At 69.9% G+C, this 16,283-nt stretch carries 14 protein-coding genes and 1 pseudogene; 9 read left to right on the top strand and 6 right to left on the bottom strand.

Annotated elements, in window-relative coordinates:
• Positions 1–83: 83 nt before the first annotated feature.
• The 4 genes from OG947_RS18225 (at position 84) to OG947_RS18210 (ending at position 5,674) form a co-directional block, all read left to right on the top strand.
• Entirely contained in the window at positions 84–836 is a 753-nt protein-coding gene (locus OG947_RS18225) for an aspartate/glutamate racemase family protein (RefSeq protein ID WP_027505679.1), read from the top strand.
• A gap of 11 nt (positions 837–847) precedes the next feature.
• Complete coding sequence (locus tag OG947_RS18220; protein WP_328812572.1) at positions 848–1,741, top strand: PfkB family carbohydrate kinase; 894 nt, start codon at positions 848–850, stop codon at positions 1,739–1,741.
• Complete coding sequence (locus OG947_RS18215; protein ID WP_285185683.1) at positions 1,738–3,825, top strand: RecQ family ATP-dependent DNA helicase; 2,088 nt, start codon at positions 1,738–1,740, stop codon at positions 3,823–3,825. Before OG947_RS18220 ends, OG947_RS18215 begins: the two co-directional genes overlap by 4 nt.
• 100 nt (positions 3,826–3,925) lie before the next feature.
• Positions 3,926–5,674: an ABC transporter ATP-binding protein gene (locus OG947_RS18210; protein WP_027505676.1), complete on the top strand. Its 1,749-nt coding sequence runs from the start codon at positions 3,926–3,928 to the stop codon at positions 5,672–5,674.
• On the opposite strand, the gene OG947_RS18205 is transcribed toward OG947_RS18210, so the two are convergent.
• Entirely contained in the window at positions 5,657–6,301 is a 645-nt protein-coding gene (locus OG947_RS18205) for an SDR family oxidoreductase (RefSeq protein WP_051613342.1), read from the bottom strand. The genes OG947_RS18210 and OG947_RS18205 overlap by 18 nt on opposite strands.
• Positions 6,302–6,367: 66 nt before the next feature.
• Positions 6,368–7,909 (bottom strand): hypothetical protein, encoded by a 1,542-nt coding sequence (locus OG947_RS18200; RefSeq protein WP_162246773.1) that lies wholly within the window; start codon positions 7,907–7,909, stop codon positions 6,368–6,370.
• A 320-nt stretch (positions 7,910–8,229) separates the two neighbouring features.
• Between OG947_RS18200 and ectA the strand changes: the two are divergent.
• The 5 genes and pseudogenes from ectA to OG947_RS18175 form a co-directional block, all read left to right on the top strand.
• Positions 8,230–8,733 (top strand): annotated as a pseudogene (gene ectA, locus OG947_RS18195) (diaminobutyrate acetyltransferase); the annotation flags it as partial.
• 60 nt (positions 8,734–8,793) lie between these two features.
• Positions 8,794–10,071 (top strand): diaminobutyrate--2-oxoglutarate transaminase, encoded by a 1,278-nt coding sequence (gene ectB / locus OG947_RS18190; RefSeq protein WP_027505675.1) that lies wholly within the window; start codon positions 8,794–8,796, stop codon positions 10,069–10,071.
• Positions 10,072–10,114: 43 nt separating this feature from the next.
• Positions 10,115–10,513, top strand: a complete 399-nt coding sequence (locus OG947_RS18185; protein ID WP_027505674.1) for an ectoine synthase — start codon at positions 10,115–10,117, stop codon at positions 10,511–10,513.
• A 206-nt stretch (positions 10,514–10,719) separates the two neighbouring features.
• Positions 10,720–11,499, top strand: coding sequence for a Sir2 family NAD-dependent protein deacetylase (locus OG947_RS18180; RefSeq protein WP_027505673.1), 780 nt, complete (start codon positions 10,720–10,722; stop codon positions 11,497–11,499).
• Entirely contained in the window at positions 11,496–12,674 is a 1,179-nt protein-coding gene (locus tag OG947_RS18175; protein ID WP_328812570.1) for an MFS transporter, read from the top strand. Before OG947_RS18180 ends, OG947_RS18175 begins: the two co-directional genes overlap by 4 nt.
• Positions 12,675–12,682: 8 nt before the next feature.
• Here the strand turns inward: OG947_RS18175 and proB are convergent, their stop codons facing one another.
• The 4 genes from proB to rplU all read right to left on the bottom strand — a co-directional run bounded on the left by proB (position 12,683) and on the right by rplU (position 16,121).
• Entirely contained in the window at positions 12,683–13,804 is a 1,122-nt protein-coding gene (proB, locus tag OG947_RS18170) for a glutamate 5-kinase (protein WP_328812569.1), read from the bottom strand.
• Positions 13,801–15,252, bottom strand: a complete 1,452-nt coding sequence (gene obgE, locus OG947_RS18165; protein ID WP_027505671.1) for a GTPase ObgE — start codon at positions 15,250–15,252, stop codon at positions 13,801–13,803. Before obgE ends, proB begins: the two co-directional genes overlap by 4 nt.
• Positions 15,253–15,441: 189 nt before the next feature.
• Positions 15,442–15,705: a 50S ribosomal protein L27 gene (rpmA, locus tag OG947_RS18160; protein ID WP_027505670.1), complete on the bottom strand. Its 264-nt coding sequence runs from the start codon at positions 15,703–15,705 to the stop codon at positions 15,442–15,444.
• Positions 15,706–15,809: 104 nt separating this feature from the next.
• Positions 15,810–16,121, bottom strand: a complete 312-nt coding sequence (gene rplU / locus OG947_RS18155) for a 50S ribosomal protein L21 (protein WP_027505669.1) — start codon at positions 16,119–16,121, stop codon at positions 15,810–15,812.
• Between the last annotated feature and the right edge of the window lie 162 nt (positions 16,122–16,283).

Here is a 16,283-nt window from a genome sequence, read left to right as displayed (position 1 = left end):
GTTCGCGATATATCTTCCGGCCTGCGGAGCGGGTCTACTCTGAGCGACGCCGAACCCCGTTCCCGTCGAACTCCGGAGCTGCCGTGCGCATCCTCGTCGTCAACGTCAACACGACGCGATCCATGACCGAGGCCATCGGTGCGCGCGCCCGCGAGATTGCGTCGCCGGGCACCACCGTGGTCGCGCTGACGCCGGCGTTCGGGGCCGAGTCGGTGGAGGGCAACTACGAGTCGTACCTCGCCGCCGTCGCGGTCATGGAGACCGTCCGCGCGTACGCGGAACCGTTCGACGCCGTCGTGCAGGCCGGCTACGGCGAGCACGGCCGCGAGGGACTCCAGGAGCTGCTCGACGTTCCCGTCGTCGACATCACCGAGGCCGCGGCGAGCACCGCGATGTTCCTCGGGCGGTCGTACTCGGTGGTGACCACACTGGACCGCACGGTCCCGCTGATCGAGGACCGGCTGCTCGTCGCCGGCCTGCACACCCGCTGCGCGTCGGTCCGCGCCAGCGGCCTCGGGGTGCTCGACCTCGACCGTGATCCCGATGCCGCGGTGCGCGCCGTGGTCGACGAGGCGGAGCGCGCGGTGCGCGACGACCGAGCCGAGGTGATCGTCCTGGGGTGCGGCGGAATGTCCGGTCTCGACGCCGCCGTGCGGGCCAGGGTCGACGTTCCCGTCGTCGACGGGGTGACCGCGGCGATCACCGTCGCCGAGGGGCTGGTCCGGCAGGGTCTCCGCACGTCCAAGGTGCGCACGTTCGCGCCGCCGCGGAGCAAGTCGTTCGTGGACTGGCCGCCCGCTCGTCGAGACGGCTCGGGTGTCCGAACCACCCGTTAGTGTCGTGCACCATGGCCGATCCTGACACCGCACGTCCCCGCATCACCATCGTCGGCAGCATCAACATGGACCTCGTCGCCCGCACCTCCACGCTGCCCGCACCGGGTGAGACGGTCCTCGGCAGCGCGTTCCGCACCTCCCCCGGCGGCAAGGGCGCCAATCAGGCGGTCGCCGCCGCTCGGGCCGGCGCCGAGGTCGTCTTCGTCGGAGCAGTCGGCTCCGACACCTTCGCGCTCGAACTGCGCGAGACCCTCGTCGGGGCCGAGGTCGACGCGTCGCTGCTGCGCGAGGTCGAGGGCGCGAGTGGCGTCGCTGTCATCACGGTCGACGACGCCGCGGAGAACTCCATCGTCGTCGTGGGCGGTGCCAACGAGACCCTGACCGAGCTCACGGCGGAGGAACTGGCTGCCGTCGCCGAAGCCGACGTCCTGCTGTGCCAACTCGAGACGCCCGTCGCGACGGTCGTCGCGGCGGCGCGACACGCGCGGGCCAACGGCACGCTCGTGTTCCTCAATCCGTCACCGGTGCAACCGCTCTCCGACGATCTGCTGGGTCTCGTCGACGTCGCGATCGTCAACCGCGACGAGGAGAACGCCCTGGGGGTCGACGCACTCGCCCGCATTCCGCACGTGGTCACCACGCTGGGGGCCGACGGTGCCCGCCATCGCGGCGCCGACGGCGTCGTCACCACCCATCCCTCGCCCGCCGTCGAGGCCGTCGACACCACGGGCGCCGGCGACGTCTTCGCCGGCACGCTCGCCGCCGCGTGGCGCGACGGCCCCGCCGCCGCGGTTCGGCGCGCGTGTGCGGCAGCGGCCGTGGCCACCACGCGCGACGGCGCGGGGTCCTCGGCTCCCACCGTCACCGAGGTCGACCGGGCTCTCGCCGGGACGCGTGACGCATGAGTACCCGTGAGCGCGCACAGGAGCTGCTGACCGACCTCGCCGGCCCCGATGCCGTTCTCCGTGAGGACCAGTGGACGGCGATCGAGGCGCTCGTCGTCCATCATCGACGCGCACTCGTCGTGCAGCGCACCGGGTGGGGAAAGTCGGCCGTGTACTTCATCGCCGCACGCCTGTTGCGCGAGCAGGGGCTCGGACCGACCGTCATCGTGTCGCCTCTGCTCGCGCTCATGCGCAACCAGGTCGCGGCTGCCGAGCGCGCCGGGGTCACCGCCGCCACCATCAACTCGGGCAACGTCACCGAGTGGGACGACGTCCACGCACGCGTCGCGGCCGGTGAACTGGATGTGCTGCTGGTGAGCCCGGAGCGGCTGAACAATCCGGACTTCCGCGATCAGGTGCTGCCCTCGCTCTCCGCGGACGCGGGGCTCGTCGTGGTGGACGAAGCGCACTGCGTCTCCGACTGGGGTCACGACTTCCGGCCGGACTATCGCCGCATCAGGTCGCTCATCGCCGAGTTGCGCGAGGGGGTCCCCGTTCTCGCCACCACGGCCACCGCGAACGATCGGGTGGTCGAGGACGTCGCGGCACAGCTCGGTGTCGGCGGGGCCGACACCACCGTCCTGCGTGGCGGTCTCCAGCGCGAGTCGCTGCACCTGTCCGTGGTCACCATCCCCGATCCGACGGCGCGCATCGCCTGGCTCGCCGACCATCTCGAGACCCTGCCCGGCTCGGGCATCGTCTACTCGCTGACGGTCGCGGGAGCCAACGACCTCGCGGCGCTGCTGCGCGATCGAGGAATGGAGGTGGCCGCCTACACCGGCCAGACCGATCCGACGGAACGCGAAGCGGCGGAACAGGATCTGCTGCAGAACCGTGTGAAGGCGCTCGTCGCGACCTCGGCGTTGGGCATGGGTTTCGACAAACCCGATCTGGGGTTCGTCGTGCACGTGGGTGCACCGTCGTCGCCCATCTCCTACTACCAGCAGGTGGGCCGCGCGGGTCGCGCCACCGAGCGCGCCGACGTCGTCCTCCTGCCCGGTCCGGAGGACCGGGAGATCTGGAGCTACTTCGCGTCCGTCGCCTTCCCTCGCGAACACGTCGTACGTCGGGTGCTCGAGGTGCTGGACACCGAGCGCGCCCAGTCCACCCAGGCTCTCGAACCGCTCGTCGAGCTCGGACGCACTCGGCTCGAGATGGTGCTCAAGGTCCTCGACGTCGACGGTGCCGTCCGGCGGGTCAAGGGGGGTTGGCTCGGCACCGGGGAACACTGGCACTACGACCGGGAGCGCTACGAACGACTCGACGAGGCACGGCTGTCCGAGCAGCGCGCGATGATCGAGTACCAGAGCACCGACGAGTGCCGGATGGCGTTCCTGCGCCGGCAACTCGACGATCCGTCCCTCACCGGGGATGCGGAGGCGGACCGGTGCGGGCGCTGCGACAACTGCACCGGGCAGCACCTCTCCGCGGACGTGTCGGCCGATCACGTGGAGTCGACCCGTCGCCGTCTCGATCGACCCGGGCTGGACCTCGCCATCCGCAAGCAGTGGCCGACGGGACTGAAGAAGGTCGGCGTCGAGCTGTCGGGGAAGATCACCGACGGCCCGGAGACCGGCCGCATCCTCGGCCGCCTCACCGACCCGGTGTGGGGACCACGCCTGCGCGCGCTGACGGACGGCGAGGACGGTCCGGCACCCGACGGGCTGGAGGCCGCGTGCATCAAGGTCCTCGCGGAGTGGACGTGGGACGAGCGGCCCACCGGGCTGATGGTCATGGAGAGCGACTCCCGACCGGCGCTGTTGAACGACCTCGGGGAGCGTCTGGCGAGGGTCGGCAGGCTGGAGCCACTGGGCGTTCTGCACCGTCGGCCCGATGCCCGGCCCGTCTCGGGCGCGAACTCGGCGTTCCGCGTCGCCTCGTTGGTGGACGCCTTCGAGGCACCCGATCTGACGGCGCATCGCGGACCCGTCCTGCTGCTCGATCTCTCCACCGACACCGGGTGGACGCTCACCATGGCGGCGCGGGCGCTCCGGCAGGCGGGGGCCGATGCGGTGCTTCCGTTCGCGTTGATCGGTCGCGGGTAGGCCGGAGGCCGGCCGCGGGTGGTCGGGTAGGCCGGGGACGGCCGGGTAGGCCGAGGATGGACAGAAGGGGTGTCTGTCGGCGCGCGACTAGTGTGACGAGGTGACGACAGCTACTCCCGATGCACCAGGTCGGCTCCCCAATCTCCGCCTCCTCTGGACCTTCATCCGCCCGCATCGCCGGTTGTTCCGGTTCGGTCTGCTCCTCGGTCTGCTGGTCACCGCGTCGTCCCTGGCCACTCCGCTGGTCACCAAGCGACTGCTGGACTCCTTCGACGTCCCGGGCGCCACGCGGTCGGCCATCGTCCTGTTGGTCGGGCTCCTCGTCGTGGGGATCATCGTGGGTCTGGCTCAACGCCTGCTCCTGGGAACCATGGCAGAACGCGTCGTGCTCGAGGCGCGATCATCGATGGTGCGGCGGTTCTTCGGCGCCACCATCCCGGCGGTCACCGCTCGTCCCGCGGGCGAGATGCTCACGCGGGTCACGTCCGACACGATGCTGCTCCGCGAGGCGTCGTCCTGGGCGCTGGTCGAGATCGTCAACGGCAGCATCGCGATCGTGGGTGTCATCGTGCTCATGGCGACCCTCGACCTCCCCCTCCTCGGGACGGCTCTGCTCGGCATCGGTCTCATCGGTGTCGCCGCCGGGTTCCTCATGCCGAAGGTGGCTCGCGCTCAACGCAATGCACAGGAGGCGATGGGTCGGCTCGGCGGCATCCTGGAGGGCGCGTTGCGCGCCGTTCGCACGGTCAAGGCCAGTCGGGCGGAGAGTCGTTCGAGCGAGCTGGTCATCGAGGAGGCCCGCGTCTCGGCGTCCTACGGTATCCGGGCAGTGCGTCTCGAGGCCTGGGCGTGGACCATCACCGGTTCCGGGATCCAGCTCACCATCATCGCAGTGCTCGGCGTGGGCGCGTATCGGGTGAGCTCGGGAGCGCTGGCCGTCTCCAGCCTGGTCGCGTTCCTGCTCTACGCGTTCCAGTTGGTGGGCCCGGTCGCCCAGCTCACGCTCTACGTCTCGCAGCTGCAGCGCGGCATCGCCGCCGCGGCCCGCATTCGTGAGGTGCAGGTGATGGACCTCGAGAAGGAGGCGCCCACCGCGGTCGCGGACCTGCCGGCGAGCGCGGAGGTCTCGGCGCTCACCCTCACTCGGGTCACGGCCGGGTACGGCGACGAGGGCGCCGCGGTGAACGCGATCGACATGAGCATTCCGTCGCGCGGCCACACCGCCGTCGTCGGGCCGTCGGGCGCCGGCAAGACGACGCTGTTCTCGTTGATCCTGCGCTTCCTCGAACCGCGGGACGGCGAACTCGCCCTGAACGGTGTCCCGTACTCGGCCTTGTCCCACAGTCAGATCCGCGCGCGCATCGGCTACGTCGAGCAGGCCACACCCACACTGCCGGGCACGATCGCCGACAATCTCCGGCTCACCCACCCGGACGCGACCGACGCCGAGCTGTGGGCGGCACTCGAACGCGTGCGGCTGGCCGAGAAGATCGAGCTGTTGCCGGCCGGTCTCGCCACCGAGTTGCGCGACTCGGCGGTCTCGGGCGGCGAGCGTCAGCGCATCGCGTTGGCCCGTGCCATCGTCCGCCCACCGGACATCCTGCTGTTGGACGAGGCCACCGCGCAGGTGGACGGCATCACCGAGGCCGCCATCCACGACGCCATCCGCGACCTGTCGGTGCACGGTGCCGTGGTGACCATCGCGCACCGCCTGTCGACGGTCATCGACGCGGACACCATCTTTGTGCTCGAGCGCGGACGTGTCCGGTCGAAGGGAACGCACCGCGAGCTGCTCGACACCGACACCCTGTACCGGGATCTCGTCGAGGCGCTACGTATCGCCGTCTGACGCCGCGGCCACCAGCCGTCGGGCCGTCTCGTCGGCCGACGTCGGATCGGTGTCGACGGCGGTGACGCGCACCCCGGTGCCGACCAGGTCGCCGGCGAGTTGCGCGGCGAGCCGATCGATGACGACGGAGGCCAGCGACGACGCGTCCAGCCCCGCGTCGCCTGCGGTCGGCAGGCAGCGCGGAACGAGGATGAGACCGGAGTGCTGGCACACCATGTGCCGTGCGGCCGCCCGCGCGGTGATGAAGTGGGCACGCAGCGCGTCCAGGACCGGACGTTCGAGATCCGCGACCTCGGTGCGATCGAGCCGACGCGCCGACGCTTCGGAGTGGGTCGAACGCGACGCCCGGCCAGGGATGATGACGTCGATCGACACGTCGATGCTCCCGGAGCAGGCGGCGACGACGTCCACGTACTCGTCGACGTCGACCTCGTCCAGCACGTCGATGACGGCCGCCTCGGCGTGGCCACCGTCCGCGCGGATGATGTCGACGACGTGCTGCATCTTCGTCCGGGAGCGGCCGGCGAGGTGCACGCGCGCTCCGTCGCGGGCCAGGGCGACGGCCAGCCGGCTCCCGACGACACCGCCGCCCCCGTAGATCAGTGCGTTGGCTCCGTCGAGCAGCACGTCACGCTCCTCCGCCCACCCGGCGCCGACAGGTATTCCTGCCGCGGGATCGTCCGGCCGGTGGTCCTAGCGTACGGAGGACGAGACGCTGTCGTCCTCGGTTCGGTCGGCCTCGTCGGCGTCGTTCTCGACAGCCGCATCGGCGCCGTGGTCGACCGGTTCCGCGTCGTCGATCGTGCGATGCGCGGCCAGGACGGCCACCGATACAGCCACCGTGACCAGTGCGGCGATCACCGACACGAGCGAGGTGACGATGCTTCCGCCCGCGGCGGCGTTCTCCAACGACCGGACCAGTTGGCCGAGGGGGGTGAAGAGTCCGACCGTGTCGGGCAGACCACCGACCCCGCGCAGGACCAGCCCGCCGAGCACCACCTGGACGAGCCCGAGGACCCCGAGCACCACTCCGGCACGGACGGCTCCGAGTGCGGTGCGCAATGCACGGGCCGCAGTGGCCACCGCGGCGACCCAGACTCCGATCAGGACGGTCGAGACCATCGAGCCCGAGAGACTCGCGCCGGTGTCGGCGAACGTCAGGGCCAGCACCATCGTCGACGCGGTGGCCACCGCCCCCAGGACCGCGGCGCGGGCGCGCGGGACGAAGAATCCGACGAGCGCTGCTGCGACGAGCGCGAACGCCGCCGCGAGGTACGGCCACGCGTCCGAGGCGGACCGCACCACGTACGAGGTACCGCCGCCGGCCGGGTCGGGTTCGATCCGCTCGGCTGCCGGCAGCGAGGTGGACGCTTTCTCCACGTTGGTACGCAGAGTGGAGAACATGGTCTCCATCGGGCCGACTCCCCCGACCAGGCGCGTGGTGCCGTCGACGAGGCGTACCCCGCCGTCGTCGAGCAGGACGAGGCCGTCGCGCAGCTGCGCGGATCCGTCGGTGGCACGCACCATGCCGTCGACGAACTCCGAGGACGGGTCGTCGAGTTGGTACGCCACGGTGCGCGCACCGTCGCGCAGCGTCTGCAGGTCGGTCATCACCCCGGCGTTCAGTCCCTGGGTGCGCAGCAGGTCGAGGACCGGCCGCAGCTGATCCGCGGACGCGGCGGCGCCCGGATCGGTGGACGCGGCGAGCGAGTCGAGAGTCTGCTGCACGATCAGTTCGATCTGGCCCTGCGCGGCTCCGACGCCGGTGAGCGCACCCACCACGCGATCGACTCCTCCGCTCACCTGCGACGAGCCGTCACCGAGCTGCCAGAGGCCGGCTCGGAGCTGGGTCATGCCGTCAGCGAGTTCGGCCGAGCCGTCGCGGGCCTGGTGCAGGCCGTCGGACATCTGGTGAGCGCCGTCGTCCAGCTCCACGCTGCCGTCGGACAGCTCGGCCATACCGCCACTCAGGATCTGCAGCGGCAGGACCGTGTTGGTCAGGGCGGCCCGACTCGACGCGAGCGGGTCCGTCGTGGACCCGCCCGCAGTGGCGGCGACGGAAACGGTGCCGGTGGTGGCGGGGCGATCGGTCTGCGAGACCCAGAACACTCCGGCCGCCACGGTGGGGAGCAGAACGGCGAGCACCATCGCGACGGGGGTCGAGCTGGCTGCACCGACACGTGCAGCGGCGCCTCGCAGTCGGGCGGGCCGGGGAAGTCTGACCGTGGGAGTCATAGTGTGCCGGACATTAGCCATCACCGAACGGGAACGGTGGGTGCCTCGCCGGGCTCTGACCATTTATTTCACCGTCGTCGAGACCATTCAGTCTTGATCACGCTGTTCACACTGGTCACAGCAGCCCCACGCCGCGGTGCCGCTGCGAGGGTTCCCGCGCCTCCCGCGGGCCGCGGCAGGCCCCCGAGTCGCCGGCGAACGCATCGTCGTGTGACCACACTCACAAGGGGCGAACGTACTGGCGATAGGCGTGCCATTCTCGTGCCTGACGACGAGGGCGCCTGACATGTCCGGTCAGCCTTGTTACGTTCGTCTGCAATATGACGCCAGTGTTACAGAGAGCCGCCCCGACCGACGACATCGATTTCTCGTTCCGCCCACCATGCGTGGCCGACGGGACGCGATTGTGGGAGATCGCGAGGGACTCCCGAGTACTGGACGTCAATTCCAGTTACTCGTACGTGCTGTGGTGCCGCGATTTCTCCGACACCTCGATCGTGGCAGTGGACGCCGACGACCGTCCGGTCGGCTTCGTCACCGGATACATCCGTCCCGACGCCGACGACACCCTGTTCGTCTGGCAGGTGGCGGTCGACTCCGACCAGCGCGGGCACGGCCTGGCCGTGCGCATGCTGCAGGGCCTCGTCGACCGCACCACCCCACGCGGAGCACGCTTCCTCGAGACCACCATCAGCCCCGACAACGACGCGTCGATCGCCCTCTTCACATCTCTGGCGCGACGACGCGACACCACCATCACCCGACGAGATCTGTTCGCAGCGAAGGACTTTCCCGACAGCCACGAGCCGGAGGACCTCTACACGGTCGGCCCGTTCGACGGCACGCTCGCCGACACTTCCGACGACCACACCCGAAGGACCTCGATGACCACCAGCATCACCCCGACCGACACCACCACCGACATCTTCGAGGCCCGCGAGTCGCAGGTCCGCAGCTACAGCCGACAGTGGCCCGCAGTGTTCGACACCGCGCAGGGTTCGTGGATCACCGACGAGAACGGCCGTCGCTACCTCGACTTCTTCGCCGGAGCCGGTGCGCTCAATTACGGCCACAACAATCCCGTGCTCAAGCAGGCACTGGTCGACTACATCATGCGGGACGGCATCACGCACGGTCTCGACATGTCCACCGTCGCGAAACGCGAATTCCTCGAGTCGTTCACCACGCGCATTCTCGAGCCCCGCGGGTTGGATTACAAGGTGCAATTCCCCGGACCCACCGGAACGAACACCGTGGAAGCCGCGCTCAAATTGGCGCGAAAGGTCACCGGCCGTTCCTCGGTCATCAACTTCACGAACGCGTTCCACGGCATGACGCTCGGCGCTCTGTCCGTCACCGGCAACTCCATGAAGCGCGCCGGCGCCGGCATCCCGCTGGTCCACGCGACCCCGATGCCGTTCGACAACTACTTCGGCGGTGCCACGGACGACTTCCAGTGGATGGAACGAGTGCTGGACGACTCGGGAAGCGGCATCAACCGCCCCGCGGCCGTCATCGTCGAGACGGTCCAGGGTGAGGGCGGCGTCAACGTCGCCCGTGCCGAGTGGCTGCGCGGGCTCGCAGATCTGCTGAAGCGCCGCGACATCCTGCTCATCGTGGACGACGTGCAGATGGGCGTCGGCCGCACCGGGCCGTTCTTCTCCTTCGAGGACGCCGGCATCGTGCCGGACATCGTCACGCTGTCGAAGTCGATCGGCGGCTACGGCATGCCGATGGCACTGACGCTCATGCGCCCGGAACTCGACGTCTGGGGTCCCGGCGAGCACAACGGCACGTTCCGCGGCAACAGCCCGGCCTTCGTCACCAGCAAGGCCGCGCTCGACCACTACTGGGCCGACGGCGCGTTCGAGGCGTCGATCCTGGCCAAGGGCGAGCGGATCCAGGACGCGTTCATCGATCTCTCGGCCCGCTTCGAGGGTCTGAGCACCCGCGGTCGCGGCATGGTCCAGGGTCTCGTGTTCGACGACGCAGAGAAGGCGTCGAAGGTCACTGCGCTCGCCTACGACAAGGGCCTGCTCGCCGAGACGTCCGGACCCTCCGACGAGGTGGTGAAGCTGCTTCCGCCGCTCACCATCACCGAGGAGGATCTCGATCACGGCCTCGGCATCCTGGCCGACGCCACCGCGACCGTCTGCTCCTGACCGAATCGCGTTCCGCACGTCTGCACAGCACGAGGAGGACCACATGATCGTTCGCACCACCGAGGCCATCACCGGAACCGAGCGCGACATCGCGAGCGAGGACGGCCAGTGGCGCTCCAAGCGGATCGTCCTGGGCGGTGACAAGGTCGGGTTCTCGTTCCACGAGACCACCATCGAGCCGAACACCGTCAACAACTTCCATTACGCCAACCACGTCGAGGCCGTCTGGCTCATCGAGGGCGAGGGCACGCTCACCGACCGCGAGACCGGTGAGACGTACGACCTGGGTCCGGGGTCGATGTACCTGCTGAACGGGCACGAGCGTCACACGGTGGAGACGCGGACCCGCATGCGGATGCTGTGCGTGTTCAACCCGCCCGTCGTCGGCAACGAGCGTCACGACGAGAACGGCGTCTACCCGTTGATCGAGGTTCCTGCCTGACGCCACGGGCCGACCGAACACACCCTGCCGCGAGCGACGACACCCTTCAGGATGCAGCGGGGTGTGTTCGCTCTGTGGCAGGTGTGCACATCCCACCCTGCCGCTCCACCCCAGCCCACGCGGCGACCTACTCTGGAGACGTGACCTCGGTTTCCCCACGCTCTCTCGATCGGTCGCCGCGCAGCGCCCTCTCTCTGCAGGACGCGATGGCCGACGGCCGCGTCGTCGCGCTGACCGGTGCCGGGATGTCCACGGACTCGGGAATTCCCGACTACCGGGGCCCGGACTCTCCGCCGCGCAACCCGATGACGTTCCAGCAGTTCATCGGCGACGACGATTTCCGACGTCACTACTGGGCTCGCAACCACGTCGGCTGGCGCCACATGGACGCCACCCGCCCCAACGCCGGGCACCGCGCCCTCGCCGAGCTCGAGCGCGTGGGTACCGTCTCCGGCGTCATCACGCAGAACGTCGACATGCTGCACACCAAGGCCGGCTCCCGCTCGGTGATCGACCTGCACGGTGTGTACGGCCGGGTCCGTTGCCTCGACTGTGATCGCCTCGTCTCCCGCGTGGCTCTCGACGAACGTCTGACCGCTGCCAATCCCGGCTTCATCGAGTCCGTCGTCGGTGCCGACGGCGTCGAGATCGCCCCGGACGCCGACGCGATCATCGAGAGCACCGCCCACTTCCGCATGGTCGGCTGCGAGGTGTGCGGTGGCATCCTCAAACCCGACATCGTCTACTTCGGTGAGAGCGTGCCCAAGCCGCGCGTCCGGAGCGCCTACGACATGGTCGACGCCGCGCGCTCGCTCGTGGTGCTGGGGTCCTCGCTCACCGTCATGTCCGGACTGCGCTTCGTCCGGCACGCGTGGAAGAACGACATCCCCGTGTTCATCGTCAACCGAGGACGCACCCGCGGGGACGAGTTCGCCGCCCAGAAGATCGAGGCCGGCTGCTCCGAGGTCCTGGCGTCCTTTCTGTGACGGACGGCAGGACCGTCGGCGGTGCCCCGTGGGCCGTCGCGGCGATCTTCTTCGTCAACGGTGCGGTGCTCGGTAACTGGGCGCCGCGCCTGCCTGCGATCCGCGATGCTCTCGAACTCGACGCGTCGGTGCTCGGTCTGGCGCTCGCGGGAGTCGGCACCGGCGGCCTTCTCGCCACTCCCCTCGCCGCCGTCGGTATCCGGCGGCTCGGCAGTCACCGAGTCGTCCTGCTCTCCGCGACGGTGCTGTGCCTGGCGTTCGTACTCCCGGCACTCGCCGGGACGTGGTGGGCACTGGCACTCGCTCTCGCCGTCCTGGGCGGGGCCGACGCCGTCATGGACGTGGCGATGAACGCGCAGGGGGTGATCGTCGAGAAGAACCGGCGGCGTTCGCTTCTCAACCGATTCCACGCGGCGTGGAGCGCAGGGGCCGTCACCGGCGGCCTCACGGGCGCCGCCGCGGCCGGGATCGGACTCGCCGTGCTCGTCCACTTCGCTCTCGTCGGTGGGGTCCTGCTGGCGCTCGCGCTGGTGGCTCACCGCTCGCTGGTTCCCGACGGACGCGCCGTGCCCGACACCGTCCCTCGACAGTCCGGCCGAGGGTCACGGCGCGTGTTCTCCGGCGCCCTGGCGTTGCTCGGGGGGCTCGTGTTGGTGTGCGCCCTGGTCGAGGACGTGCCGCAGTCCTGGGGTGCGATCTACTCCACCGATCTCGGGGCCGGGCCGGGACTGGCGGGACTCACCGTCGTGGCCTTCTCGTCCGCGATGTTCGTCGGACGCCTCGTCGGTGACGCCGTGGTGGACCGCGTCGGACGCCACGCCGTGTTGATGGGCGGCGCACTGCTCATCGCGGCCGCGTTCCTGGCGGCACCCGTGGTGAGCTCGCCCGTGATCGCCTCGGTGATGTTCGCCGTCGCGGGATTCGGTGCGGCACCGATCTTTCCGGCTGCGTTCGGGTTGGCCGGACGACTCCCCGGCATCACCGCGGGCACGGCCCTCACAGTGGTGTCGCTGATCGCCCGGATCGGGGTGCTGCTGGCACCCGTCGCGTTCGGCTCTCTCGCAGAGCTGACCGGCTTCGGCTGGGCGCTGTGGTCGATGGTCGCGGCCGGTGTCGCGGTGGCGCTGCTGGCCCTCGCACTCCGGCGCGTGCTCGCCGCCTCGGCGCCGGCCTGACCGGTCGCTCAGCCCGGGACGAGGTCGTCTGCGTGCACCACGGGGCGTCGGGCCTCGGGGGCGAGATCGCCCGTCGAGCGACCGATCATGCCGGCGAGCTCCGCCGCGTCGTACGCGACGACTCCGCGCGCGACCACGGTGCCGTCGACGCCGTGCAGGGTCACCACGTCGCCGGCGTCGAACGAGCCACTGACCGAGACGATTCCTGCCGAGAGCAGCGAGCGTCGTCGGCCGATCACCGCGGTGACGGCGCCGTCGTCGAGCGTGAGGGCGCCGGCGGTGTCCGCGGCATGACGGACCCAGAATCGGCGGGCCGACAACCTGTTCGGGCGCGCGGTGAACGTGGTCCCCACCGGTCCGCCACTGAGCGCGGAAGCCGCCTCGGACGCCGCCGCCAGCAGGACGGGAACACCCGCGTCCGCTGCCAGACGGGCCGCGGACAACTTGGACGCCATGCCGCCGGTGCCGAGGGAGCCGCCCGATCCGGCGACGACGCCGTCGAGATCCTCGGTACTCGCGACCTCGCGGACGAAGGTCGCGTCGGGGTCCTTGCGGGGGTCGCCGTCGTAGAGGCCGTCGACATCGGACAGCAGCAGCAACGCGTCCGCGCCGACGAGGTGCGCGACCAGGGCTGCGAGACGGTCGTTGTCGCCGAAGCGGATCTCGGCCGTCGCGACGGTGTCGTTCTCGTTGACGACGGCCACGGCGCCGAGTGAGCGCAGTCGGTCGAAGGTGCGCTGAGCGTTGCGGTGATTCGACCGACGGGCGATGTCGTCCGCCGTCAACAGCACCTGACCGACGGTCCGACCGTAGCGGCCGAAGGAGGTGCCCCACGCGTGCGCCAGCGCCAACTGGCCGACACTGGCCGCGGCCTGCTTCGTCGCCAGGTCACGAGGCCGCTGCTTGAGACCCAACGGCGCCATACCGGCACCGATCGCTCCGGACGACACGACGACGACGTCGGACCCGGCACGCATCCGCGCCTCGATCGCATCCGCCAACGCGTCCAGCCGGGCGAGGTCGAGTCCGGCCTCCATGCTGGTGAGAGCCGACGACCCGATCTTCACGACGATGCTGCGCGCCGACGCGATGATCTCCCGCGTACTCCCGTGCGGCTGCGTCGCGGTCACTGCTCGTCGCTCTCCAGCCCTCGACGGACACGGCGGGCGTGCTTGCGCTCGGGCGCGCCGATGCGCTCGACCTGGTCGATACGCGAGTCGGTACCGCGGCCGGTCATGGTGACGTCGACACCGGCGGGGGTCTGCGGCTCCCACTCGAAGCTGACGTCGCCGATGGTCACGGACGCCCCGGGCTGCGCGCCCTGCTTGACCAGTTCCGCCTCGACACCGAGACGAGCGAGTCGGTCGGCGAGGTAACCGACGGCCTCGTCGTTGTCGAAGGCCGTCTGCATGACCCACCGCTCCGGGCGCTCGCCGCGCACGATGAAGCCGCCCGGCTCGTCAGGATCGGAGATGACGCTGAAGCCCGCCTTGTCGGTGGCGACGGGCCGGATGACCTGCCGACGCGCGACGGCCTTGGGATGATCGATGCGGTACTGCGCGACCAGCTCCGCGAGGGCGAAGGTCAAGGGGCGCAGACCTTCACGGCTCACCGCGGAGATGGCGAAGACGGGCCAGCCGCGGGCCTCGAAGTCCTCGCGTACCATGTCGGCCAGTTCCTGCGCCTCGGGAACGTCCACCTTGTTGAGCACGACGATGCGCGGGCGATCGGCCAACTCGCCCAGGCCGGCGTCGCTCGACAGGGCGGGCGTGTACGCGGCCAGTTCGGCCTCGAGAGCGTCGACGTCGGACACGGGATCACGACCCGGATCGAGGGTCGCGCAGTCGACGACGTGGGCGAGCACGGCACAGCGCTCGAGGTGACGCAGGAAGTCCAGGCCCAGCCCCTTGCCCTGGCTGGCGCCGGGGATGAGGCCGGGGACGTCGGCGACGGTGAACGTGGTGTCGCCACTCGAGACGACGCCGAGGTTCGGGACCAGTGTCGTGAACGGGTAGTCGGCGATCTTCGGCTTGGCGGCCGAGAGCACGGAGACGAGAGACGACTTTCCGGCGCTCGGGAAGCCCACCAGACCGACGTCGGCCACGGACTTGAGCTCCAGGACCAGGTCGCGCTCGACCCCGTCCTCGCCGAGCAGCGCGAAGCCGGGCGCCTTGCGTGCTCGCGATGCGAGGGCGGCGTTGCCCAGGCCGCCGCGACCGCCGGCCGCCGCGTCGAAACGCGTGCCCTCGCCCACCAGGTCGGCAAGGATCCGGCCGTCGCTGTCGAGAACCATGGTGCCGTCCGGGACACCCAGGATCAGGTCCTCGCCGACGGCGCCGTCGCGATTGCTGCCGGCCCCCTGCGTGCCGTTTCCTGCCTTCGCATGGGAGTGGAAGTGGAAGTCGAGAAGGGTGTGCACGCTCGGATCCACCACGAGGACCACGTCGCCGCCGCGGCCGCCGTTGCCGCCGTCCGGACCACCGAGGGGCTTGAACTTCTCCCGGTGGACGGAGGAGCACCCGTTACCGCCCTTTCCCGCACTGACGTGCAGGGTGACACGGTCGACGAAACGCGACATGGGTGGAGGGTCCTTCCGAAAGGCAGATGATGCTGAACTGCTGAGAGATCGGCGGCCGACAGGGGCGCCGAGGGGTGAAACGCCGTCAGGGGCGGACGGAGGACGAGCCCTCCGAACCGCCCCTGACGGGAACGTGCACTGACGTCGCGCGAACGGCCGAAGCCGGGCCTCGCGGGCGCCGCAGGAGAATCAGGCCTCCGCGGCGGCCGGGACGATGTTGACGGTCTTGCGGCCACGCTTGGTGCCGAAGAGAACTGCACCCGCCGAGAGGGCGAAGAGCGTGTCGTCGCCGCCACGGCCGACGTTCACACCCGGGTGGAAGTGGGTGCCGCGCTGACGGACGAGGATCTCGCCCGCGCTGACCGACTGTCCGCCGAAGCGCTTGACGCCGAGACGCTGAGCATTGGAATCGCGACCGTTGCGTGAGCTGGACGCGCCCTTCTTGTGTGCCATGAGAAACCCTCCCGGGGTTGGTGGAGCCGGTGCCGTGATGGACGAGCCCTGGTGGAACGAGCCGTGGTGACGCAGAGACGCCGGATGGAGACCGGTATCAGGACTTACTTGATGCCGGTGACCTTCAGGACGGTCAGCTTCTGCCGGTGTCCCTGACGCTTGTGGTACCCGGTCTTGTTCTTGAACTTGTGGATGCGGATCTTCGGGCCCTTGGTGTGCTCGACGACCTCACCGGTGACGGTGATGCCGGCCAGCTTGTCGGCCCCGGTGGTCAGCTCGGACCCGTCGACGACGAGAACAGGAGCAAGCGAGACAGCCGTTCCGGGCGCTCCCTCGATCTTCTCGACCTTGACGAGGTCACCTACAGCGACCTTGTACTGCTTTCCGCCGGTCTTGACGATCGCGTACGTTGCCATCGGAGGGCTACCCCTTGCTTCTTTGATGCGTTCTCACGTCCCTGGTCGGGGACGTGACTGGTCTCGTGGCTACGGTTCCGCAGCCCCTGCTGGTCACACTCTTGCGCCGGCGAACCGAAGTTCGGGTGGCTGCGCCCGCTCACCTCGCGGAGGACAGGACGG

Origin of the sequence: Rhodococcus sp. NBC_00297 (genome assembly GCF_036173065.1) — a bacterium.
Lineage (GTDB): Bacteria > Actinomycetota > Actinomycetes > Mycobacteriales > Mycobacteriaceae > Rhodococcoides.
The sequence above is the reverse complement of the archived record's forward strand: the minus strand, read 5'-3'. Positions and strand labels throughout refer to the sequence as shown.